General features: G+C 69.7%; 17 protein-coding genes and 3 pseudogenes. 6 read left to right on the plus strand and 14 right to left on the minus strand.

Annotated features, from left to right (window positions below; translation table 11 throughout):
- Positions 1 to 30 precede the first annotated feature (30 nt).
- From ACIBEI_RS03195 to ACIBEI_RS03205, 3 genes are all read right to left on the minus strand, one after another.
- The gene (locus ACIBEI_RS03195; RefSeq protein WP_398884498.1) at positions 31 to 681 is read right to left on the minus strand and encodes a helix-turn-helix domain-containing protein; all 651 of its coding nucleotides are present in this window, start codon (positions 679 to 681) and stop codon (positions 31 to 33) included.
- Positions 682 to 769: 88 nt separating this feature from the next.
- Positions 770 to 1348, minus strand: coding sequence for an RNA polymerase sigma factor (locus ACIBEI_RS03200; RefSeq protein WP_398884500.1), 579 nt, complete (start codon positions 1346 to 1348; stop codon positions 770 to 772).
- A gap of 78 nt (positions 1349 to 1426) precedes the next feature.
- Positions 1427 to 3526 carry a penicillin acylase family protein gene (locus ACIBEI_RS03205; protein WP_398884502.1) on the minus strand — a complete coding sequence of 700 codons (2100 nt, stop codon included), beginning with the start codon at positions 3524 to 3526 and terminating at the stop codon, positions 1427 to 1429.
- A gap of 136 nt (positions 3527 to 3662) precedes the next feature.
- Between ACIBEI_RS03205 and ACIBEI_RS03210 the strand changes: the two genes are divergently transcribed.
- Positions 3663 to 4322, plus strand: a complete 660-nt coding sequence (locus ACIBEI_RS03210; RefSeq protein WP_398884504.1) for an isochorismatase family protein — start codon at positions 3663 to 3665, stop codon at positions 4320 to 4322.
- 64 nt (positions 4323 to 4386) lie between these two features.
- Here the strand turns inward: ACIBEI_RS03210 and ACIBEI_RS03215 are convergent, their stop codons facing one another.
- The 3 genes and pseudogenes from ACIBEI_RS03215 to ACIBEI_RS03225 form a co-directional block, all read right to left on the minus strand.
- Positions 4387 to 4620 carry a hypothetical protein gene (locus tag ACIBEI_RS03215; RefSeq protein WP_398884506.1) on the minus strand — a complete coding sequence of 78 codons (234 nt, stop codon included), beginning with the start codon at positions 4618 to 4620 and terminating at the stop codon, positions 4387 to 4389.
- Positions 4617 to 5586, minus strand: a pseudogene (locus ACIBEI_RS03220) (amidohydrolase family protein). The gene ACIBEI_RS03215 and the pseudogene ACIBEI_RS03220 overlap by 4 nt, the downstream one beginning before the upstream one ends.
- Positions 5587 to 5616: 30 nt before the next feature.
- A complete protein-coding gene (locus tag ACIBEI_RS03225) occupies positions 5617 to 5829 on the minus strand; it encodes an MbtH family protein (protein WP_189839450.1) in 213 nt (70 codons plus the stop codon).
- A 101-nt stretch (positions 5830 to 5930) separates the two neighbouring features.
- On the opposite strand from ACIBEI_RS03225, the pseudogene ACIBEI_RS03230 reads away from it, so the two are divergent.
- Positions 5931 to 6605: pseudogene (locus ACIBEI_RS03230) on the plus strand (methionyl-tRNA formyltransferase); the annotation flags it as partial.
- 213 nt (positions 6606 to 6818) lie between these two features.
- Here ACIBEI_RS03230 and argB read toward each other — a convergent pair.
- The gene (gene argB / locus ACIBEI_RS03235; protein ID WP_398884509.1) at positions 6819 to 7703 is read right to left on the minus strand and encodes an acetylglutamate kinase; all 885 of its coding nucleotides are present in this window, start codon (positions 7701 to 7703) and stop codon (positions 6819 to 6821) included.
- Positions 7704 to 7910: 207 nt separating this feature from the next.
- Here argB and ACIBEI_RS03240 point away from each other — a divergent pair, with 207 nt between their 5' ends.
- From ACIBEI_RS03240 to ACIBEI_RS03250, 3 genes and pseudogenes are all read left to right on the plus strand, one after another.
- The gene (locus ACIBEI_RS03240; RefSeq protein WP_398884511.1) at positions 7911 to 9260 is read left to right on the plus strand and encodes a lysine N(6)-hydroxylase/L-ornithine N(5)-oxygenase family protein; all 1350 of its coding nucleotides are present in this window, start codon (positions 7911 to 7913) and stop codon (positions 9258 to 9260) included.
- 152 nt (positions 9261 to 9412) lie between these two features.
- A pseudogene (locus tag ACIBEI_RS03245) lies at positions 9413 to 10592 on the plus strand (ABC transporter transmembrane domain-containing protein); the annotation flags it as partial.
- A 354-nt stretch (positions 10593 to 10946) separates the two neighbouring features.
- On the plus strand, positions 10947 to 11474 hold the full coding sequence (locus ACIBEI_RS03250) for an NUDIX hydrolase family protein (RefSeq protein ID WP_200401382.1): 528 nt from the start codon (positions 10947 to 10949) through the stop codon (positions 11472 to 11474).
- 29 nt (positions 11475 to 11503) lie between these two features.
- On the opposite strand, the gene ACIBEI_RS03255 is transcribed toward ACIBEI_RS03250, so the two are convergent.
- The 3 genes from ACIBEI_RS03255 to ACIBEI_RS03265 are packed head-to-tail and all read right to left on the minus strand — an operon-like array spanning position 11504 to position 14996.
- Positions 11504 to 12544: a ComEC/Rec2 family competence protein gene (locus ACIBEI_RS03255; protein ID WP_398884513.1), complete on the minus strand. Its 1041-nt coding sequence runs from the start codon at positions 12542 to 12544 to the stop codon at positions 11504 to 11506.
- On the minus strand, positions 12541 to 13827 hold the full coding sequence (locus ACIBEI_RS03260; RefSeq protein WP_398884515.1) for a hypothetical protein: 1287 nt from the start codon (positions 13825 to 13827) through the stop codon (positions 12541 to 12543). The genes ACIBEI_RS03255 and ACIBEI_RS03260 overlap by 4 nt, the downstream gene beginning before the upstream one ends.
- Positions 13824 to 14996 (minus strand): caspase domain-containing protein, encoded by a 1173-nt coding sequence (locus ACIBEI_RS03265; protein WP_398884516.1) that lies wholly within the window; start codon positions 14994 to 14996, stop codon positions 13824 to 13826. The genes ACIBEI_RS03260 and ACIBEI_RS03265 overlap by 4 nt, the downstream gene beginning before the upstream one ends.
- A gap of 132 nt (positions 14997 to 15128) precedes the next feature.
- Here ACIBEI_RS03265 and ACIBEI_RS03270 point away from each other — a divergent pair, with 132 nt between their 5' ends.
- The gene (locus tag ACIBEI_RS03270; protein WP_398884518.1) at positions 15129 to 16214 is read left to right on the plus strand and encodes a DUF2235 domain-containing protein; all 1086 of its coding nucleotides are present in this window, start codon (positions 15129 to 15131) and stop codon (positions 16212 to 16214) included.
- Between the two features lie 38 nt (positions 16215 to 16252).
- Here the strand turns inward: ACIBEI_RS03270 and ACIBEI_RS03275 are convergent, their stop codons facing one another.
- The 4 genes from ACIBEI_RS03275 to ACIBEI_RS03290 form a co-directional block, all read right to left on the minus strand.
- Complete coding sequence (locus tag ACIBEI_RS03275) at positions 16253 to 17731, minus strand: dihydroorotase family protein (protein WP_398885093.1); 1479 nt, start codon at positions 17729 to 17731, stop codon at positions 16253 to 16255.
- Positions 17732 to 17806: 75 nt separating this feature from the next.
- Positions 17807 to 18586, minus strand: coding sequence for an ABC transporter permease (locus ACIBEI_RS03280; RefSeq protein WP_398884520.1), 780 nt, complete (start codon positions 18584 to 18586; stop codon positions 17807 to 17809).
- Between the two features lie 56 nt (positions 18587 to 18642).
- Positions 18643 to 19473, minus strand: a complete 831-nt coding sequence (locus ACIBEI_RS03285; RefSeq protein WP_398884522.1) for an ABC transporter ATP-binding protein — start codon at positions 19471 to 19473, stop codon at positions 18643 to 18645.
- A gap of 48 nt (positions 19474 to 19521) precedes the next feature.
- Positions 19522 to 20640, minus strand: a complete 1119-nt coding sequence (locus ACIBEI_RS03290) for an ABC transporter substrate-binding protein (RefSeq protein WP_398884524.1) — start codon at positions 20638 to 20640, stop codon at positions 19522 to 19524.
- Between the last annotated feature and the right edge of the window lie 93 nt (positions 20641 to 20733).

The raw sequence follows: 20733 nt of genomic DNA on the forward strand, positions 1-20733 counted from the left end.
TTCGGAGTGAACGACCGTCCGGGGAAAGTGTCAACCCATACTGAACACGAACCAGACACCGACAGCCGGTTCGCTGCCGTCGTTGCGATACCGGTGCGGGGTCGTCGACTCGAAGCAGACCGCGTCGCCCGGCCGGATCACGTACTCCTCGAAGCCGAGCGTGAGGACCAGTTCGCCGGAGGTCAGATAGCCGTACTCCGTCCCGGGGTGCCGCATCAGGCCTCCCGCGCTGGAGGAGGTCCCGCCGGGCCGGTAGGTCACGCGCAGGAAGTCGACGTCAGCTCCCGGAACGTGGCCCAGACGTTCCCATACAACACCAGAGTCCAGCTCCAGCACCTCCCGCTCACCACCTCCGACCAGCGGTCCGATCCTGCGGCCTGGATCGGCGGCGAAGGCGGCGAGGGCGTGCAGCACGGTGTCGGGCGGGGCGCCGACGGCCGCGGGCGCCGGAGTTCGGGCCGTCTCCCCCTTCGCGTCGAAGAGCGACTCGACCGGGATGGAGAGCGCGGTGGTGATCGCGTACAGGGTGCTCACCGAGGGCTGGCTCTTGCCCGTCTCGATCTGGGAGATCAGGCTCGCGGAGACCCCGATCTCGCGCGCGAGACCGCGCAGGCTCATCCCCCGCGCCGTACGCGCCTGCCGGATGCGCGCGCCGACGGGCGGCACGACCACAGGGGACACGGACGGCTCCTTCCGCAGATACGTTCACACTCATTGAACAGCGTGGCCGGAGGAATCGGGAGACTTGCTCGAAATCGGCGTTCGCCGACTACACCACGACACCGTCCATGGACCTGGCGCAGATCAGCCGAAGCCGTGCGCGACCGCGGGTGAACGCGCCCTCGGCCGCCTTGACCGAGATCTGGTGGATGCGGGCGAATTCCAGAGTGGAGATGCCGTGGGCGCGAGCGAGCACGACCTGCCGCTCGCGGCCCCGCAGGAGGTGCACCTGGCGGAGCAGCCAGCGCCCGAAGTCCCTGTCGCACACGCCCTCGTCCGGGATCTCGGGTGTACGGACATCGGCGGTGCGGGGCAGCAGCAGCCGGCTCCGCTCCTGCTCGCGGTGGCTGTCGGCACAGAGGCGCAGGGCCACCGAGGTCAGAAAGAGGCCGATGCGCTCCCGGTCCAGATCACCGAAGGCGGCCGCCCTGATCATCGCCTCCTGTACACAGTCCTCCGCGTCCTGCGCGTTAGGAAGCCGGCGACGGACAAGTCTCATCAGCCGCTCCCGGTGGCCGGCGATCACCTCCCAGGACAGGGCCCTTCGTAACTCCTCCTGGGATTCATGGAGTTCCCGGTCGCCGAACCCGGACTCGCCTGAGGTCTCCGCCCAATTCCCGTGAACCATGGCACCGGTCTGTCCGAGCGGGGAGAGCGAAAAACCAGGGGCCTTCACCTTTCATTCGTCCGCATGAAGAACGGACGATCACATTCCGAGACGCCGGGAACCGTGCTCCGGTTCTTCGGTGAGGAGCGCGAAATCAGTGATGACAGGGGCGAGTTGACCCGTCAGCCACAGCGGAAGCTGGTCCCGCCGGTGCGGGTCTCCGGGGATGCCGCGTGCGCCCAGGGGCACGGTCCAGAGGCTGTTCTCGCGGCGGGCGAGGTCCCAGACGTACCGGGCGGACGGCCCTCGGGAGCTGAGATCGGTCAGACCGGGCGTGCTCGACGTGGCCAGCACACAGTCGTGGTCCCCGCCCAGTCCGGGCCACTCCTCGCCCTCGGCGGCGGGGAGGATCCGGGCCGGGGCGAGCCGGTGCAGTTCGCCCCAGGTGACGGGATCCAGGCGCGCCGTCTCCTCCAGAGCCGCCCGGACGACAGCCGCACTGTCCAGCCCCGGGAGCAGCTCGGTGGCCAGCAGGTTCTCCAGCGCGGAAGCGACCTTCGCGGTGAGGTTCAGCCATGGCTCGAACACCACGGGATACGGCAGGGGCGGCACGGCGAGACTCTTCAACTCCGGTGCGGCCGCGACCCGTTGTACGACCGCGGAGCGCAGCCGCGCGAAGTCCGCGGCGGCGGTGCTGTCGGCGTCCATATGCCGGTTCCAGGCCAGCAGCCGCGCCCTCAGCCCCTCTGCCTCGGGGCCGAGTCCGTCGAGCCGTGCCACTCGCTCCAACAGGGGCGCGGCGGCCGCGAGTTGGGTGTCCATGTGAATGGCGGCCATGTCCTGGGGCGCCCACTGCGATGACGCCCGCAGCAGGTCGCCGATGCGGTCGGCGCGGTAGCGCGGGGCGAACTCCGTGCCCAACGGTGCCGCGAGGCCACGCTCGTTGGCCATCACCGCGATGCCGTCCACCTCGGCGCGAGGTGTGTCGTGGCGGCCCTGCCACTCGTGCCCGCTCCGCCAGGCGGGCACGACCCGCAGCCCGTTCTCCCGGTGCCGTACGGGCACGTATCCGGCCACCCGGTGCAGCAGCCCACCGGACGTGTCCGCGGCGTGCACGACGTTCACCGGCTCGATCCAGCCGTCGAGCGCCCGGTCCACGTCCCCTACCGTACGGGCCCGGAGGAGGGCCGGGAGCACGTCGAACCCCAGGTCCTCGGTGACGCGGGGCGGGTAGCGGAGACTGATGCCTTCGGAGAACGCGGCGGGTCCCGAGTCACCCTCGGCCCCGTCGGCGGGTCCGTCGATGATGACCGGCCCGCGCTCCGTCTCGATCACGTCGATCTCGACCGGGTCGGCGCCCGCGACCCGGATGGTCTCCCGGTGGTGGGCGGCCGGCCGCCAGCCCTCGGGCCCCAGCGCCTCGATGCCGTCATCCGATGTGCGCAGCTGCTCCCGGTAGAGGTCGTGGTAGTCGGACATGGCGTTGGTGATGGCCCAGGCCACGGTCCCGGTGTGGCCGAAGTGCGCGATGCCGGGTACCCCGGGGACGGCGAAGCCGATGACGTCGTACTCCGGGCACGAGAGGTGGATCTGCTGGTAGAAGCCCGGGTCCTGGATGAAGCGATGGGGGTCGCCGGCGATGAGCGCGGCCCCGGACTCGGTGCGGTCGCCCGCGACCATCCAGCCGTTGGAGCCCGAGGTGGCGGGGCCGTCCGCGGCGAAGAGTTCGAGGGCCTCGTCGCCGAGTCGGCGTGCGACCTCCTCGCGCCACAGCTTGGTCGGGAATCCGGCGAAGAGGATGTGGTGGGCGAGCCAGACGCCGAGGGGCGTCCACTTCTGCCAGGTCCCCGGGGCCAGACCCGTGGCCGCGAACTCCGGCGCGTCGGCCGCTCCCCGCTCAAGGCCGTCGTTCACCCCGTCGACGTACGCCGACACCCAGGCCGCCGTCTCCTCCTCCAGTGTCTCGAAGCAGCGCCGAGCGGTGTCGTCGAGCCGTGCCTGTCGGACGAAACGGTCCCAGGGGACGGCGGCCGCACCGAGGAAGGAGGCGGTGGTGCCCTGCGAGCGATGCCTTTCGGCCTCGATCTGCCAGGCCCGGTCGCGCGCCGCGTTCCTCCCCTGGGCGAAGGCCAGTTGCAGCGGATCGGAGGCGCGGAGATGCGGGATGCCCCAGGCGTCCCGGTACGTACTGCTCGCCATGATCCTCGCTCCTCGAACTCCAGCTACATGGGCCGATCCGGCCATCTGACGATCCACCACTCATCAAGTTAGCTTAGGCTAAGCTAACGTCCCTCGATCGGGCTCGGCGCACACGCCATCAGGGAGGAGTCCGCCCATGGGCTTGCCGGTCATCAACTCCTATCCCATGCCCGACCGTTCCGCGGTGCCCCCGTCGGGCCCGCCCTGGACGATCGACCCGGCACGGGCCGCGCTGTTGATCCACGACATGCAGAACCACTTCGTCCAGGCCTTCCCGCCGGACTGCTCGCCCGTCGTGGAGCTGCTCGACAACAGCGCCACCCTGCGCGAACTCGCGGGGACGCTCGGCATGCCGGTGGTGTTCAGCGCCGAGCCGGCCGCCCAACGCCCGGGCCAGCGAGGGCTGATGAACGACATCTGGGGCCCTGGCATCGGTCAGGAGCCCGGCGACGACGCGGCGATCGTCGCGGAACTCACGCCCCGGGTGGGAGAGCACGTACTTGTCAACGTCCGCCACAACGCTTTCCTCCGCAGCCATCTGGGCCGGCTGCTGCGCTCCGAGGGGCGCGACCAGCTGATCCTCTGCGGGGTGCGGGCACATCTCGGAATACTGCTGACGGCCGCGGACGCGTTCATGAACGACATCCAGCCGTTCGTCGTGGCCGACGCGGTGGCCGACTTCTCCGCCGAGGACCACTCCATGGCACTGCGGTGGATCGGACGCACCAGCGTGGTGTGCACCACCGACCAGCTGATCCGCCAGCTCCTGCACGGCAGGGCGGCACAGAGCATGTGATGCCTTCGCCCTCGCCTCTGCCCGCGTCCGCGCCTTCGCCTTCGCCTTCGCCGAAGCGGGTCGTTCACGAGCAGGGGCGACCCGGATAGTCGTCGCTCTCCGGTACGCCCGCCTCGCGCATCCTGCGCACGACGTCCCGCCGGACACGCTCGTCGTCGATGTCCACAAGGCCGTTGGCGTCCCGGTCGAACACCAGGATGTCCCCGGCGGTGTCCCAGAGCACCCACCGGTGCGGGTAGGACGAGCCCTGCCACAGGTGTGCGTACCGGGTGTTGTCGTTGTCCGTCCGCGTGCTCACGACGCGGCCTCCTCGGTCTCACGGCCGCCGACGAACGTCGCGACCACCTCGATGTCACCGATGCGCGAGGCGTCGACACTCCTCGGGTCGTCGCCGAGGACGACCAGGTCGGCGCGTTTCCCGGGCGTCAGACTCCCCGCGCTGTCCTCCCAGTGGCAGGCGAAGGCGCCGGCCACGGTGTACGCGCAGAGCCTCGTCGACCATGATGCCCTCGTCCGGGCCGATCACCTGACCGGACTCGGACGCACGCTCGACCATGAGCTGCACCCTGAGCGGCAACTTGCCCTGCTCCTGGGCGAGTTGATAGGCACCAAGCTCGACCGGGCTGTGGCCGAACAGTGCGCCGCCGATGCCCGCCTCCGCGCAGGCCGTCACTCCCTCGGCCAGGCAGGTTAGGGCGGCCAGCCCGATCGCGTTGGCCAACTCCTGCTGGGAGTACGGGAGTCGAAGCGCCCGCGCGGCTCCCATGGCGCCCTCGGCCAGGAAGCCGTCCTCATGCGGGAGTTCGGCGGGCAGCAGGTCCAGGACGGCCGTGTTGACCATGCAGCCGTGTCCGGAGTCGTGCATCATGAAGACTTTTCGCCCGGCGCCGACCTTGTCCAGCTCGGCGGCGGTCAGATGGCGTCCCAGGCCGCGCTGGTCGTACCCCGCGAGGTCCGCCCAGCCCCCTTCCGGCGTACGAGCCACCACCTCTGCCACGGCGACGAGCACGTCCTCGACCGAGGCGCACGGGGCGACGCTCGGGGTGCCCGCCTTGAAACCGGTCCAGGCCAGGTGCACATGGCTGTCGATGAAGCCGGGCAGCACGGTGGCGCCCTGGAGGTCGACCACTTCTCGGGCCGGCAGGGAAGTCACCGCTGCGTTCAGACCCACGATCCGGCCCCGCCAGATGCCCAGGTCATGGGCCACGGGGTGGTCCGGATCCATGGTGAAGAAGCGGGCGTTCGTCAGTCTGGTGCAGAGCATCAGCGGTGTCCCCCGAAGTGGCCGGCAGGGTCACACGTCCCCGGACGTCGCGAGGGACCGCGGGCGCAGATCGGTCCAGTGCGCCTCGATGTAGTCCAGGCACGCCTCCCGGGTGTTCTCGTCGAAGGCGACCGTCCACCCTCCGGGCACCTCGGCGAAGGACGGCCAGAGCGAGTGCTGGCCCTCGTCGTTCACCAGGACCAGGAAGCGGCCTTCGGTGTCGTCGAAAGGGTTGGTGCTCATGTTCGGTGGCCCTTTCAGGAAGCGCGTCTGAGAGGGAGCCGAGGTGGAATCGGCGATGGAGAGGAATGCCAGGGTTAAGTTAGGCTCACCTAACTAAAAGCCCGCGCATCTTCGACCTGCCGCGCCACGGCACGCTGAACATCCACGACTCGCTGCTGCCGAAGTACGTCGGCTTCTCCCCGCTGATCTGGGCCCTGATCAGCGGCGAGACCGAAGTGGGCGTCACCGCGCACATGATGAACGACGAACTCGACGCGGGCGACATCGTCCGGCAGGAGGCGGTTCCGGTCGGACCGACGGACACCGCCACCGACCTCTTCCACAAGACCGTCGACCTCATCGCCCCGGTCGCCGTCGGCGCGCTCGACCTCATCGCCGCCGGGCAGACGGAGTTCACCAAGCAGGACCGGTCCCAGGCGAGCTTCTTCCGCAAGCGGGCCGCCGAGGACATCCGCATCGACTGGGCCTGGCCGGCCGAGGACCTGGAGCGCCTGGTCCGCGCCCAGTCCGAGCCGTACCCCAGCGCGTTCACCTGCCACAAGGGCAAGCGACTCGAGGTCCTCGCCGCCGTGGTGTCCGAGGGCCGCTACGGCGGTACGCCCGGCCGCGTCTTCTACCGCGAGGGCGAGGGCGTGGTCATCGTCGCCTGAGCCGACGCGCGCACCGGTCGCAACCACGGCCTGGCCATCACCCGTGTACGGACCGAGGACGGCCGCGAGCTGTCCGCGACGCAGTACTTCACCTCCATGGGCGGCTACCTCACCACCCGCCCCTGATACCCCGGCCCCAGCACGGTCCCGAGGGCCGGCCGGACGCCCCCGCCGTGCGGAACTTCCCGTCTCCGCACGGCGGGGGCGCTCCCTCTACGATTCGGGCCCTGTTCGGCTTTGCGGCTCCGCCGCGGGGCGCGACCAGCCCCCGCACACCCGCAGCCGCAGCCGCAGCCGCAGCCGCAGCCGCAGCCGAATAACCCTGCCCCCGGCGGAGCGTCACGCCAGGATCGTCGTCCCCGTTCCGACGACACCGGCCAGCCCGTCGAGCAACGCGTGCGGCGCGCGCCCGTCGAGCACCCGGGCCGCTCCCACCCCGCCCCTGACTGCCCTCAGACAGGCCTCCATCTTGGGCCCCATGCCGCCGTTCAACGTCGGCAGCAACCGCTCCAGTTCCCCCGCGCCGATCCGGTCTACGATCCGGTCGCTCGCGGGCCAGTCCGCGTACAGCCCGGGAACATCGGTGAGGACGACCAGGATCCGCGTGCCCAGCGCGGCCGCCAACGCCCCTGCCGCCGTATCGGCGTTGACGTTGTAGACCTGCCCGTCCTCGCCCCGGCCGACGGAGGAGACCACCGGGATGTGGCCGCTGTCGAGCAGGACGCGCACGACCGCGGTGTTCACCCGTGCCACGTCCCCGACGAGCCCGATGTCGACGGGCTCACCGGCCACTTCGGCGTACCGCTTGACGGCGGTGAGGGTGCGCCCGTCCTCACCGCTGAGGCCGACGGCGTACGGGCCGTCTTCGTTGAGCAGGCCGACGAGTTCCTTCTGGACCTTGCCGGACAGCACCATGCGGACGACCTCCATGGTCTCCGGAGTGGTGACCCGGAGCCCGTTCAGGAAGGACGACTTGAGGCCGAGGCGGTCCAGGTGGGCGCCGATCTGCGGACCGCCGCCGTGCACGACGACCGGTCTGACGCCGGCGCGCCGCAGGGTGAGGACGTCCTGCGCGAAGGCCCGTCTGAGCGTGTCGTCGGTCATCGCGTGACCGCCGTACTTGACGACGACCGTGTGTCCGCGCAGGGGTTCCAGCGCCGCGAGGCGGTCGGTGAGGTCACCTGCGGAGGACTCGGTGTCAGAGGAGGTGGCCGCTTCGGCCACGACGGCCCCGTTCACGGCCGCCGGCCGCTGCGGGTCCCGCGCTTCTCGGCCAGGCCGGAGTCCAACAGAGCCTGGAGCGTGCGATGCCCCCAGGTCCGACGGCCGAACATGACGACCCGCATCGTCGATCCCCTCCTGGGACATACCATTGCTAGGTAAGGCTAACCTTATTTAACATCAGTGGCGCCTAGGGGAAGGAAAATTGCGGTGAACACACTGCATGACGAGCCGGACGCCATTCTTGACGTGCTCGGTATAGGTTTCGGTCCGTCAAATCTCGCACTGGCCATCGCGGTTGAGGAACACAACGCCCAAGTCCCTCCGGAGCACCGGATCCGCGCGGGCTTCCTGGAGCGCCAGCCGTCGTTCGGCTGGCACCGGGGAATGCTCATCGAAGACGCCACGATGCAGGTGTCCTTTCTCAAGGACCTGGTCACCATGCGCAACCCGACCAGCGACTTCAGCTTCCTGTGTTTTCTGCGGGAGCGGGGCAGAATGGTGGACTTCCTCAACGCGAAGACGCTGTTCCCGTTGCGGATCGAGTTCCACGAGTACTTCGAGTGGGCCGCCGCCCGGGTCGCCCACCTCGTCGACTACTCCGACGAGGTCGTGTCGGTCGACCCGGTGACCGGACCCGACGGGGAGGTCCGCTGGCTGGACGTGGTCAGCCGCGTGCCCGGCGCCCCCGAGCGGACCATCAGGCGAAGGGCCCGGAACATCTCGGTGGCCGTCGGCCTGGAGCCGCACCTGCCGCCGGACACGGCCCTGTCCGACCGCATCTGGCACAACAGCCAACTCGTCCCACGGGTACGCGAGTTGAACGACTCCGGCACCCCGGTGGGCCGGGTCCTGGTGCTCGGCGCGGGCCAGAGCGCGGCCGAGGCCGTGGACTATCTGCACCAGTCCTTCCCCGAGTCGGAGATCTGCGCGATCTTCGCCAAGTACGGGTACACGCCCGCCGACGACAGCCCGTTCGCCAACCGGATCTTCGACCCGGAGGCGGTGGACGTCTACTTCCGCTCCAAACCGGAGGTGAAACAGTCCCTGGTCGACTACCACCGCAGTACCAACTACTCGGTGGTGGACATGGATCTCATCGAGTCGCTGTACGCGACCATGTACCGCGAGAAGGTGCAGGGCCGTGAGCGGCTGCGCCTGCGGAACGTGTCCCGCATCCGGGACGTACGCACTCTCGACGACCACCTTGAGGTCACCGTCGAGTATCTCCCCACCGGGGAACGGGAGGTGATCTCCGCGGACCTGCTCGTCCACGCGACCGGCTACCGCCCCAGGGATCTCGACACCCTCCTGGGCAGGACCGCGAAACTCTGCCTGCGGGACGACAAGGACGCCGTGCGCGTCGGACGCGATCACCGTGTCGAACTCACGCCCGACGTCACGGCGGGCATCTATCTGCAGGGCGCGACCGAGCACACGCACGGACTCACCTCGACCCTGCTGTCCACCACGGCGATTCGGTCCGGGGAGATCCTCGACTCCCTGCTCGCCCATCGCGCGGACGACCTGGCCGGCGGCCTCACCGCGCGACCCGCCTGAGGGACCCCGGCGGCCGGCTGGGACGGCACGGATCCACGTGCCGTCCCACCCCCGCACGGCAACGGTCGGTTCCACGTTCCCTCACCGGGCATGACTCATGAATTTAGGGTAGCCTCACCTAACTTTCTGCGTTCCATCCCGGAGGGATACGGGTGAGTCCTTCATATCCGACGGGGCGGGACGTCCTGCGGGAATCGGTCGGAGGGCAGCGGCGGGATGCCGCCCTCGGCTCGCTCCTCGGCTCCGGGCATCAGCTGGGCGAGGCGCTGGTTCCGGTCCTGATCGGCGTGGTCATCGACCGGGCCGTCACCAGGTCCGACACCGGCGCCCTCGTCCTGTGGCTCGGCGTCCTCGCCGTGGTCCACGTGGGGCTGGCGCTGAGCTGGCGCTTCGGCGCCTGGACCGGCGACCGCTCCGCTGTACGGGCCGAACACGCCCTGCGCATCGCCCTCGTGCGACGGGTACTGCATCCCGGCGGCGGGACCGAGGAAGGCCGGCTGCCCGGTGCGCTCGCCAGTATCGCCACCGAGGACGCCAAGCGCGTCGGCGCCGTCAACATGGCGGTCATGTACGGGATTTCGGCCCTGGTGGGCATCCTCACCACCGCCGTCGTCCTGCTACGTACGTCGGTGACGCTCGGCCTGGTCGTCCTGCTCGGCACACCCGTGCTGCTCTGGCTCGGACATCTGCTGAGCAAGCCGCTGGAGACCCGCAGCGAGGCCGAACAGGAGCGCGCGGCACACGCCTCGGCCGTCGCCGCCGACCTGATGGCCGGGCTGCGCGTCCTCAACGGCATGGTGCTCTCCCTGACGGGCTACCTGATCGCCGTCGTCGCCCTGGTCGGCGGGCGGCCGGCCGCGCAGGGCAGCATCAGCCTGGGCCAGTTGGTGTCGGCGATTGGGCTCGCGCGCTCTTCCTGCTCGGACCACTTCAGGTGCTCGCGCTGGTCAACGCCGGGCTCGCCCAGGGCCGCGCCTCGGCCACCCGGATCGCGGAGGTCCTGGCAACCCCGCACACGGTCACGGCCGGAGACCGGAGCCTGGCCCGGCCGGTGCGCGGCGCTCTGCGGCTGACCGGCGTCAGTCACGGCGGCTGCGCGAGGTGGACCTGGACATCGCGTCCGGCGAACTGCTGGGTGTAGTCGCGACCGACCCCGCGCACGCCACCGACCTGCTCCGCTGTCTGGCCCGACGGGCCGACCCCGACAGGGGCACGGTGGAGCTGGACGGCGTGCCCCTGCGGGACCTGGACCCGGCCGAGTTGCGCACGGCGATGCTGGTGGCCGAGCACGACGCGGACCTCTTCGAGGACGCGGCCACGCTCCACAAGAACGCCCTCTACGCCGACCTGGACGTGGTGAAGCAGGGGCGCGAGGTCTTCGTCAAGGAGGCCGGCGACTACGGCAACGCCGTCTCGTTCGTGTCGGTGCTGAGCCTGCCGTACATGCTGGAGCGTCTGGTGCCGCAGCTCGGCGCGGCGGTCGACGGCGACACGGCCACGAAGGTCACCGAGGCGACGCCCTGACGACGTCCACGAGGAACCCTGCGGATGTATACAGAGGGCCGGGGCCGCGGGCGAACCGTGGCCCCGGTCATGCCGTGTCGCGCGGGTGACCTCGGCCCCGGCTGTGGCACGCGACACGCTCGCTACTGGAGACGCTGAAAGTATGATCAACCAATGTCTGACATGACCGAAACCACGCCCGGCTGGCTCCCGCACGACGAACTGGAGCAGGCGCGCGCACGCATGCCGATCCTGTACGTGGAGGCCGTACCCGTCCGCGTCGACGACAGCGGCGAAGTCACCAGCATCGGACTGCTGCTCCGCATCGGGTCGGACGGGACGGTCAGCCGCGCGCTCGTCTCCGGCCGGGTGCTGCACCATGAGCGGGTGCGGGACGCCCTGCTGCGCCACCTGGAGAAGGACCTCGGCCCGGTCGCACTCCCCCGCGTCCCGGCCTCGCTGCAGCCCTTCACCGTCGCCGAGTACTTCCCGACGCTCGGAGTCACGCCGTTCCACGACCCCCGCCAGCACGCGGTGTCCCTCGCCTACATCGTCCCGGTGTCCGGTGACTGCCGCCCGCGGCAGGACGCTCTCGACCTGGTCTGGTTCACTCCCGAGGAGGCCGCGTCGCCCGTGGTCATCAACGAGATGCCGGGCGGCACCGGAGCCCTCCTCAAGCAGGCGCTCGCGCACATCGGCCACCTGTCCTGACGGCGGGCGCCGGTCCTGCCCCGGAGTTCTCAGAGTTCGAGAGCGACGAACCCGTCCGGCTCGTCCGGTGCCGGGGCCGTCACGGTGTAGCCGAAGCGATCCTTCAGGCCCGTGACGTCCCACAGCGCCGCACGGTCGCGGTAGTTGAAGACGAGTTCCTTCTCGGCTCCGCCGTGCTTGAGGATCCGGGCGATCGCGATCTCGTTGGGATGGTCGTGCCGCGCGCCGCTGGTCGATATCAGATAGCGGTCACAGTCGATCAGGTCGAGGAGTTCGTTGGAGAGGTTGTGGTCGCTTCCGTGGTGGGCGACCTTGAGGAGGTCGACGTGCATCCGTCCGCCCTCCGCCTCGGCCCGGGGCCGTATCGACGCCACGAGCCGGCGGTCGTCCGCGTCACCGGTGAGGACGATCCGCTTGTCCTCGAACTCGAAGAGCAGACCGATGCTCGACACGTTCGTCTTCGACGTGTCGGGCTTGAACACCGACGCGGCCAGCCGGTCCACGTTCACACCGCCGAAGTGCTCGAAGCCCGGGACGGGGGGATTCTCCTCGGGATCCCGGCCCGGGATCAGACCGTGTCTGGCGCATTCCGCGGTCCAGGCGGGCGCCAGCTTCTCCAGTTGCCTGCGGTCGGGTGAGAGCACGTCCATCGTGGATCCGTCGTCGAACCACGCGAGTTCCCGGCCGACCTCGACACTGCGTCCGCCGAACGCGTCGTTCCACGGCACCTTCTGTTCCAGCAGGGAGCTGGTGAGCTTCTCCCCGTCCTGGGCGCCGAACCCCTCGGTGTCGAGGAGGTGGTCGAAGCCGTTGAACCACACGTCCCCGAACTCCACCGACCGGTCGAGGTCGTCCAGCAGGGCGAGCACCCCGAGGATGTGGTCCTGGTCGACATGGGTGACGACGAGGACGTCGACCTGCCCTTCGAGCCCGGCGAGCGTGGGCTTGATGAGCGGATACGTGCCCGAGCGGCCGCCGTCGACGAGGATCCGGCGTACGAAGCCGCCGTCGCCGTACTCCAGGAGCAGGCAGTCGCCGTCCTCGCCGGGCATCATCGTGAACCGGATCATTGCTGTCTCCCTCGCAGAGCGACGATCACGAACGGCTCGCGCATGTCGACACGCCACGACAGGCGCCGGGCCTGTTCGAGCCGCGCGGCGCACCCGGGGTCGTCGGGGAACTCGGAGAGCCCGTGGATGAGGCGGCTCAGGCCCAGGGTGAAGACCGGCACTCCGCGGTCGAAGGCCTCGACCAGGGCGTCCCGCGCCGCCTCCCGCTCCGGCTCGGTGTGGGCCCGGCGCAGGTGCCGCATGGCCCAGAGCAGGGATCCGTCGCTCATCCAGTCGAACTCGTGCCGCAGCCGGGACAGCCACGGGTCCCAGCGGTGCGGCCGCTCGGTCAGCTCGCTGCCGACCAGGACGTAGGCGCCCGCCACCGCCGCGAGCGGGTTGGTCATCCTGCCGTCGTAGAGCATGGCCTCCGCGTCCCTGACCAGCATCGCCGCCGCGTCGAAGGCGCCCCGGGTCATATAGGCCAGGGCGGGCCCCACCCGGCTGTCCCGTACGGACACCGAGACGGCGCTGCCGGTCGGGCTCTGCCGTTCGTTGACGAGGACCTCGATCTGCGCGGCACCCCAGGGTGCGGGCAGGGTGACGACGTACTCGGTGCCGGCCAGCGAGACGACCAGGAACTGGCGTGGGCCCAGGGGGACGTCGAGTGTGCGACCGCCCCGCTCGTCGACCGGGCCGTGCTCGCCGAAGCGGTAGAGCCGTGCGGCGGCGTCGCCTAGGTCGAGACTGGCCACGGAGTGCGGTTCGGAGCGGGCGATCTCGATCGCGACCAGTTGCTTCGCGGGTCCGTCGGTCAGCCGGAGCATCGAAGGGAACTGCCAGCTCGTCGGCTTCGGGTCGCCGACCCAGGCCGCGTGTCCGGGTTCGATGAACGCGCCGCGCTCCCAGGTCCCGGACCGCGAGCCCAGGGAGCGGGGCACGGGGATCGGGGCCCCGTCGTGGTAGGCCCCGTAGGACTCGATGTTGCCCATGAGGTGCTGCCAGGAGTGCGATTCGAAGGGCGAGGCCGCCGGGCGGAGCGTCACCTGCATCTCGTCGCCGTCCGCCACCTCGGCGTCCTTGGAGAGCACAACCCCGGAGGGCAGTGTGGCGGACACGATGTAGTGGCCGGGGTCGACCTCGAACCGCGCCGGTGGTGCCGTGGTCCCGCAGGGGAAGAGGACGGCGCGGTGACCGGGGCCGCTGCCCTCGGACGGGTAGATGTTGCCGACCACCTTCGCCCCGTCGGCGAGGTCGGCTTCATGGAGGCTCAGCTCGACGTTCACGCTCAGGCCCGCGCTCATGGCTTCTCCAACTTCACGCGGCGGAACACCGGACGTACGGTGACGGATTTCGTCCGCACGTCCTGGTCGCCGAGCCGGGCCTCGAAGTCGTAGTCCCCGAAGCGCAGTTCGATGGCCCACTCGCTCTCCGGATCCTCTCCGTCGATGTCACCCGCGGCCCGGCGCAGCCGCTCGGATCCGTCCTCACGGCAGACGAACTCGGCCTCGGCGTTGTCCTCGGCGGGATCGCAGCCGACGTACACCGGGACGACCGGCGGGCCGTCCAGCTGGTGGAGGACGAACACGGGCAGTTCGCCGACCGAGGGGACCTGGACTCCCGCGACCGCCCCGGCGAACCGCGGTTGACGCATGAAGTGGTCGATGGCCTTCAGCAGGTCGGAGGTGTCGACCCGCCAGTCGCCCTCGGGATCGTCGCTCGCGGCGCCGGCCAGGCTCTTCAGCAGGGCCTCGGTGAACAGGCTCACCTGGCCGGGCCGCGCGTGCGAGCGGTCGCCGGACAGGGTGGCGTAGTACGGGATGTGGAAGCGGCGGGGCAGGTCCAGGGGCCGGGTCCCGGCACCGAGCGGGGAGCGCCCCGCGAACCGCGCGCCCGAACGCTCGATGAGGACATCGGAGTTGGACCGGCAGGCGTCGACGAAGAACACCTGCTCGCTGGCCCTGCACCGCTTGAGGCCGTTCATCAGGCCCGCGAAGTCCAGTGCGCTGTTGAGGGGGTTGTGCTCGTCGGCGAAGATGTCCGCGGCCAGGAGCGCCATGTCGTCGCCCTGCGAGACGCCGTGGCCGCAGAAGTAGAAGACGAGCCGGTTGTCGACATGGCTGTCACCGCGGTCGTACCACTGGGTGACCGCCGCGAGGATGTTGTCGATGGTGGCCGTCTCGATCTCGTGGGCCTGCTGGGTACGAGGGTTCACGAACGGGGTCGGCTCTTCCTCGCTGAGCAGCAGGGCGAGACTGCCGAGCGGCCGTCCGGGATCGTGGTACTCGGCCAGCAGCCAGGTCGCGAGCGTACGGGCGGAGACGGGCGGCGAGCTGAGCTGCCGCATCCCGTCGGAATCGGCGACCGGTGCCTCGCCCCCGGCGAGATGGGGATACTTGCCGACGCCGATGACCAGTGCGTGGGTGCACGGGGAAACGGCGTGCTCATCGAGGTGGACCACGGAACCGGCCATGGATCCTCCGGAACCCCTACTACTACGCCGGAGCATGCCCGCAGGCAGCATTTTCCCTATTATATTCCTGAGACATTCACTATGTCCCGATATGCCACCAGCGACCGGTTCCTCGGTGAACGTGAGGTCCCCATGGCCAAGAATCTCGTCGTCTGTCTGGACGGCACGGGCAATCAGTTGAAGGCGAAAGGGAACACCAATGTCGTCCGGCTCTACGAAATGCTGGACCTCACCGATCCCACCCGGCAGATCGCCTATTACGACCCCGGTGTCGGCACATTCTCTGCCGCGGGCGCCTGGACACCTCTGGGCCGGCATCTGTCGAAACTCCTCGGTCTCGCCTTCGGCTCCGGAATGCGCACCAACCTCGCCGAGGCCTACACCTATCTGATGCGGCACTACCAACCGGGCGACCGCATCTACGTGTTCGGCTTCAGCCGCGGCGCCTACACGGCCCGTGCCCTCGTGGGCATGCTCAAGGCGGTCGGTCTGATGCGGCCCGGCATGGAGAACCTCGTCCCGTACGCCGTCTCCGTCTACGCGAGGAACAAGGACTGGACGCGGCAGGACTGGGACCAACTCCATCGATTCGCGGGCGCGTTCAGCAACGCGGTCGACGGCCGGGTCGGCATCCGCGTCGAGTACCTGGGGATCTGGGACTCCGTGAAGGCCGCGGGCCTCCTGCGCTGGAACCTGCGCTGGCCGTACACCCGTCAGGCCCCGAACGTCCGCCGCATCCGCCACGCCGTGTCCATCGACGAGAAGCGCAGACCCTACCGCGAGTACCTCGTCACCCCCGCCGACGGGGACAAGAAGCGGGCCGCCGTGCCGTCGACGGTCGAGCAGGTGTGGTTCGCCGGGGTCCATTCCGACGTCGGCGGGACCTTCGAGGACGACCCCAGGCTCCCCACGATCGCCCTCAAGTGGGTCGTGGACGGCGCCCTCGAAGCACGGGACGGTGAGCCCGAAGCACGTCTCCTCCTGAAGCCCCGGGCCTACGAGCGCGAAGTGGCCCTCGTGCCCGAGGACGCCCTGGGCAAGGTGCACCGTATGGGCTGGATCTGGGCCCTGCTCACCTACCGGCGCCGCGGGCTGCCGCAGGGCGCGCATGTGCACGAGAGCGTCCGGGCGCGGCTGGACAAGGACGCGGCCTACGCGGACCGGATCCCGCCGACGGCGGTCTGGTCGGACACCGGCTGGCTCACCGCCCGGCAGTGACCCCCTCCTGGCTCACAGCCCGACAGTGATCCCCTGGCTCACCGCCCGGCAGTGATCCCCACAGGGCGGTGGAGGTACGCGCCCATGGGTTCGCCGGCGATCTTGCCCGCCCGCAGGATGTGATGGCCTCTCAGGAAGGTGTCCGTGACCTGGGCTGTCAGCTCGAAGCCCTCGAACGGCGTGTACTCCTGCGTCGACTCCGACTCGGCGGCGCGCACGGTCCAGGTGCGGTCCGGGTCGACAAGGGCGATGTCGGCGTCGAAGCCGGGTGCGAGGGCTCCCTTGGTGCGCAGCCCGTAGCGCCGGGCCGGGTTCCAGGAGGTCAGCGCCGCGATCCGGCCCAGGGGCAGGCCGCGCCCGGTGCCCTCGGTGATCAGGCCGGGGAGGAGGTACTCGGCCCCGCCGAACCCCGCCTTCGCCAGGAACACATCGTCCTTGGGCTCACCGAACTTCGCCTCCTCGCGGCAGCACGCGTGATCGCTGACGACCCAGTCGACGGTGCCGTCGAGCACGTACTCCCACAGCGCCTCGACGTCCTCGCGGGGCCGCAGCGGCGGGTTGACCTTGCCGCCGAGGCCGTGCGCGGTGGTGATGTCGGCGAGCAGGTGGCCGACGGTGACCTCTCTGCGGAAGTCGATGTGCGGGAACGCCCGGCTCATCCGCACGGCCGCGTCCACCGCCTTGCGGGACGACAGATGCAGCAGGTTGATCGTCGGCAGTCCGGTCTCGTGCGCGAGGTAGGCGGCGACGGAGACCGCGAGCCCCTCGGAGTGCGGCGGCCGGGAGGCGCTGTAGGCGGCGAGCCCGGTCGGCTCGCCCGCCTCCTCGACCAGCTTCGTGTACGCGGTCATGATCTCGGCGGTCTCGCAGTGCAGGGACAGGGAGATCTCGTCGGCGAGTTCGGGGAACCGCTCACGGGCGGCCTGCACCCCGCGCATCACGAACTCGAAGTGCGCGTAGTCGTACCGCTCGTCCTCGGGGATCATCAGGAACGCGTTCTGGTCGGCCGATCTGCCGTGCAGGCCGTGGCTGCCGTAGAACATGAACACCTTGAACGAGGTGACTCCGAACCGCTCGATCAGGTCGGGGATCTCGTCGATGTGGCCGCGCGATATCGGCGCGAGATGGAAGCCGTGGTCGACGTGGGCGCGGCCCGCGGCGGCGTCCAGCACCTCGGGGAGGAAGTCGGCGTACGGGCCGCCCTTGTTGAGGTAGTACCGGCCGGTCCGCATGTACGTCAGCGCGCTGGTGACGCCGCCCTGCGCACACGCACGGCTCTCGGTGACCGCGTCCTCGGCCAACGGGTTGTAGATCCCCCAGTGCTGGTGGGCGTCGACGACCCCAGGAAACGCCAGCCTGCCGCCGGCGTCGACCACCCGCCGGGCGCCCTCGACGGCGATGCCGGGGGCCACGGCGGCGATCCGTCCACCGCTCACGGCGATGTCGGCGGGCCTGGCGTCGTCGTGGTCGTGGGTGACGACGCGGGCGTTCTTCACGACCAGGTCGTACTCGGTCACGGTGTCGTCCAGGCCGTACTCGGTCACGGTGTCCTCCTGCCGTCCGGGGTCATGCCCCGATCACGTCGTCCGCGGTCATGCCCCGATCACCCGGTTCTCCTCGGACCAGAAGGTGACGCGCCTCTGGGCGAACCGGACGACGGAGTGGGCGATCAGTCCCAGTACGGAGAGCACCACCAGGACGGCGAACATCCCGGCGATGTCGAAGTTGTAGTTGGTCTGCAGGAGGAGATATCCCAGGCCCTCCTTGGCGCCGATGAACTCGCCGACGACCGCGCCGAGGATCGCGAAGACGATCCCGATGTCGAGCCCGGCGAAGATAAAAGGGAGCGCGCTCGGCAGCCGCACCATCCTGAAGATCTGGAACGGTCCGGCGCCGAACACCGTGAGCATCTGGATCCGTTCGGCGTCGGCCGAGCGCAGCCCCTCGATCACGTTGACCAGTACCGGGAAGAACGAGATCACCGCCGCCATCACGACCTTGCTCGTCATACCGAAGCCGAACCACACGACGAACAGCGGCGCGAGGGCCACCTTGGGCACGGTCTGGAAGGCGACCACGTACGGCATGAAGGTGCGCTCGATCAGCCGCACCTGCGAGATCGCGGTGCCCAGCACCAGCGCCGCGCCCACGCCGAGAAGGAAGCCGTACAGCGACTCCAGGACGGTCACCTTCAGATGTCCCCAGAACAACGGGTCCGCCAGCTGGGTCCGTAGGGCGTCGAGGATCTGGGAGGGGCGCGGGAGTACGTAGTCGTCGATCCCGAAGGCGGGGACCGCGAACTCCCATGCCAGCACGACGATCACGAAGACTGCGGGAACGAGGAGCAGTTCGGGCCGCTCCCTCAGATCCACCCGGGGCGGCTTGATCCGGGTTCGCCTGATCCGGGGTCTCTTGAGCCTCAGGTGCCTCAACGGTCGATCACTCCGGCGGTGTTGAAGTGCCTGCGGATCCGCTCGACGTGGACGCCCGCCCGGTCCGAGGCCATGGCACTGAGCGCGCGCGGGCGTTCCAGGTCGACGTCGACGATCTCTGCGACACGGCCGGGCCGGGCGCTGAGGACCACCACCCGGTCGGAGAGGAAGACCGCCTCGGCCATGGAGTGGGTGACGAACACGATGGTCTGGCCGCTCTCGCGCCAGATCCGCAGCAGCTCGACGTTCATGTACTCGCGGGTCATCGCGTCGAGCGCGCCGAAGGGCTCGTCCATCAGCAGCACGGCCGGATCGTGCACCAAGGCCCGGCAGATTCCGGCGCGTTGCTGCATGCCGCCGCTCAGCTCATGGGGGTACTTGTCCTCGAATCCGTCGAGGCCGACCATCGTGAGCAGCCTCCCGGCCCGCTCCCGGTACACACGGGCGTCGAGTTTCCGCACCTCCGCGGGCACCATCACATTCCGCAGGACGGTCCGCCACGGCAGGAGGGTGGCCGCCTGGAAGACCATGCCCACCTCGGGCAGCGGCCCGGTCACGTCACGGCCCGCGACCCGGACCGTGCCCTCGCTCCTGGGGACGATCCCGGCGAGGATCTTCAGCAGTGTGGTCTTGCCGCACCCCGAGGGTCCGACGACCGAGACGAACTCACCGCGCCGGACGGTGAAGGCGACGTCCGAGAGCGCGTGGGTCGGCTCGGACCTGCGGGACCGGTAGGTCTTGTGCAGTCCGCCGACCTCGATCCAGCGGGCCTCGTCCGCCTCGGGCGCGGGAGCCGCCTTCCGGCCTCGGCGCCCCGGACTCCTCATGGCCGTCACAGCCGCCCTGCCTTCCTGCTGGGGTGGGTGTCCGGGTCACTACCGGGCGGCCTTCGCCTGCTCGATCACGGCCGCGGAGTCGAAGTCGTTCGCGCCCTTGAGCAGTCCGTCGTCCCACAGTTCCGCGAGGCCGACGTCCTTGGTGACCTGGCCGGACGCCTTGGTGTAGGCGACGGTCTTGTCCCACTCCTCGTCGCTGATCGCGCCCCAGTTCCTGAAGCTCGCGGGTTCACCGGTGGCGGGAACGGCGGTCTTGATCCACGCGTCGAGGGCCTTGCTGTCGTCGCCGATGCGGTCGTCGGCCTTCTTGCCGGTCAGTAGTTGCGGGAAGACCTCGTATCCGTCGCGCATGGCGGCCTCGGGATTCGCGGCGGAGAACAGCAGCGCCTTGTACGAGGCACGCAGATAGCGCGTCAGTACGTCCTTCTTCTCCCTCAGGGTCTTCTCGGTCACCGCGAAGGTCAGGGAGCGGATGCCGTCGAAGGCTGCGGAGTTGTCGAGGTAGCGGAACTCCGCGCCGGTGTTCTCGATCGTGGTGTACGCCTGCGTGAACAGCGCGAGCACATCGACCTTGCCGTCCTCCAGGGCGGACAGGGCCTGCGCGCCCACGCCGACCGGCAGCAGTTCGACGTCCTTGGCCGCGTCCAGGCCTGCGTCACCCGCGTACGCGCGGGCGTAGATGGCCGAGCCGGATGCGAGGCTGATGACTCCGACCTTCTTGCCCCTGAGGTCGGCGGGGGTTCTGATGTCGCTGTCCGGCTCGACCGCCATCCGCCACGGCCAGTTCTGTACGAGGCCGCCGATGGCCTTGACTGGGACGCCCTTCTCGCGGGCGGCGAGGACGGCTCCCGCGTCGGCCGGTGTGATGTCGGCGCTGCCGGAGGCGACGGCCTGGACCGCGGCGACCGAGCCGTCGGTGTTGATCACGTCGACCTTGAGCTTCTCCTCGGACAAGTAGCCCTCGGCGTCGCCCACCGCGTGGACGGCGACCTCTTCCTTGGGGGCGAACACGGCCGACGGGACGGCGAGTTCGAGTTTTTCCGTGGCACCTGACTCGCCGTCGGAGGACGACGGTGAATCCTCACCTCCGCAGGCGGAGAGCACCGCCAGGGCGGCAACGGTGGCGACGCTGACGCCGAGCCGCAGGGAACTCTTCATGCTGGGCACCTCGATCCATCCGGTGGGGTGAGGGCTGTCGGTCGGTCGGGCGGGACTCGAAGCAGCGCTCACACACCCACTGGGGGCATCCGT

Origin of the sequence: Streptomyces sp. NPDC050988, assembly GCF_044456225.1 — a bacterium.
In the GTDB taxonomy this organism is placed as follows: domain Bacteria; phylum Actinomycetota; class Actinomycetes; order Streptomycetales; family Streptomycetaceae; genus Streptomyces.

Bases quoted from the DNA above. Each gene is read 5' to 3' on its own strand.
- ACIBEI_RS03200 (WP_398884500.1), bottom strand. From the start codon at position 1,348: ATGGTTCACGGGAATTGGGCGGAGACCTCAGGCGAGTCCGGGTTCGGC.
- ACIBEI_RS03205 (WP_398884502.1), bottom strand. From the start codon at position 3,526: ATGGCGAGCAGTACGTACCGGGACGCCTGGGGCATCCCGCATCTCCGC.
- ACIBEI_RS03210 (WP_398884504.1), top strand. From the start codon at position 3,663: ATGGGCTTGCCGGTCATCAACTCCTATCCCATGCCCGACCGTTCCGCG.
- ACIBEI_RS03225 (WP_189839450.1), bottom strand. From the start codon at position 5,829: ATGAGCACCAACCCTTTCGACGACACCGAAGGCCGCTTCCTGGTCCTG.
- ACIBEI_RS03250 (WP_200401382.1), top strand. From the start codon at position 10,947: ATGACCGAAACCACGCCCGGCTGGCTCCCGCACGACGAACTGGAGCAG.
- ACIBEI_RS03255 (WP_398884513.1), bottom strand. From the start codon at position 12,544: ATGATCCGGTTCACGATGATGCCCGGCGAGGACGGCGACTGCCTGCTC.
- ACIBEI_RS03260 (WP_398884515.1), bottom strand. From the start codon at position 13,827: ATGAGCGCGGGCCTGAGCGTGAACGTCGAGCTGAGCCTCCATGAAGCC.
- ACIBEI_RS03265 (WP_398884516.1), bottom strand. From the start codon at position 14,996: ATGGCCGGTTCCGTGGTCCACCTCGATGAGCACGCCGTTTCCCCGTGC.
- ACIBEI_RS03270 (WP_398884518.1), top strand. From the start codon at position 15,129: ATGGCCAAGAATCTCGTCGTCTGTCTGGACGGCACGGGCAATCAGTTG.
- ACIBEI_RS03285 (WP_398884522.1), bottom strand. From the start codon at position 19,473: ATGAGGAGTCCGGGGCGCCGAGGCCGGAAGGCGGCTCCCGCGCCCGAG.
- ACIBEI_RS03290 (WP_398884524.1), bottom strand. From the start codon at position 20,640: ATGAAGAGTTCCCTGCGGCTCGGCGTCAGCGTCGCCACCGTTGCCGCC.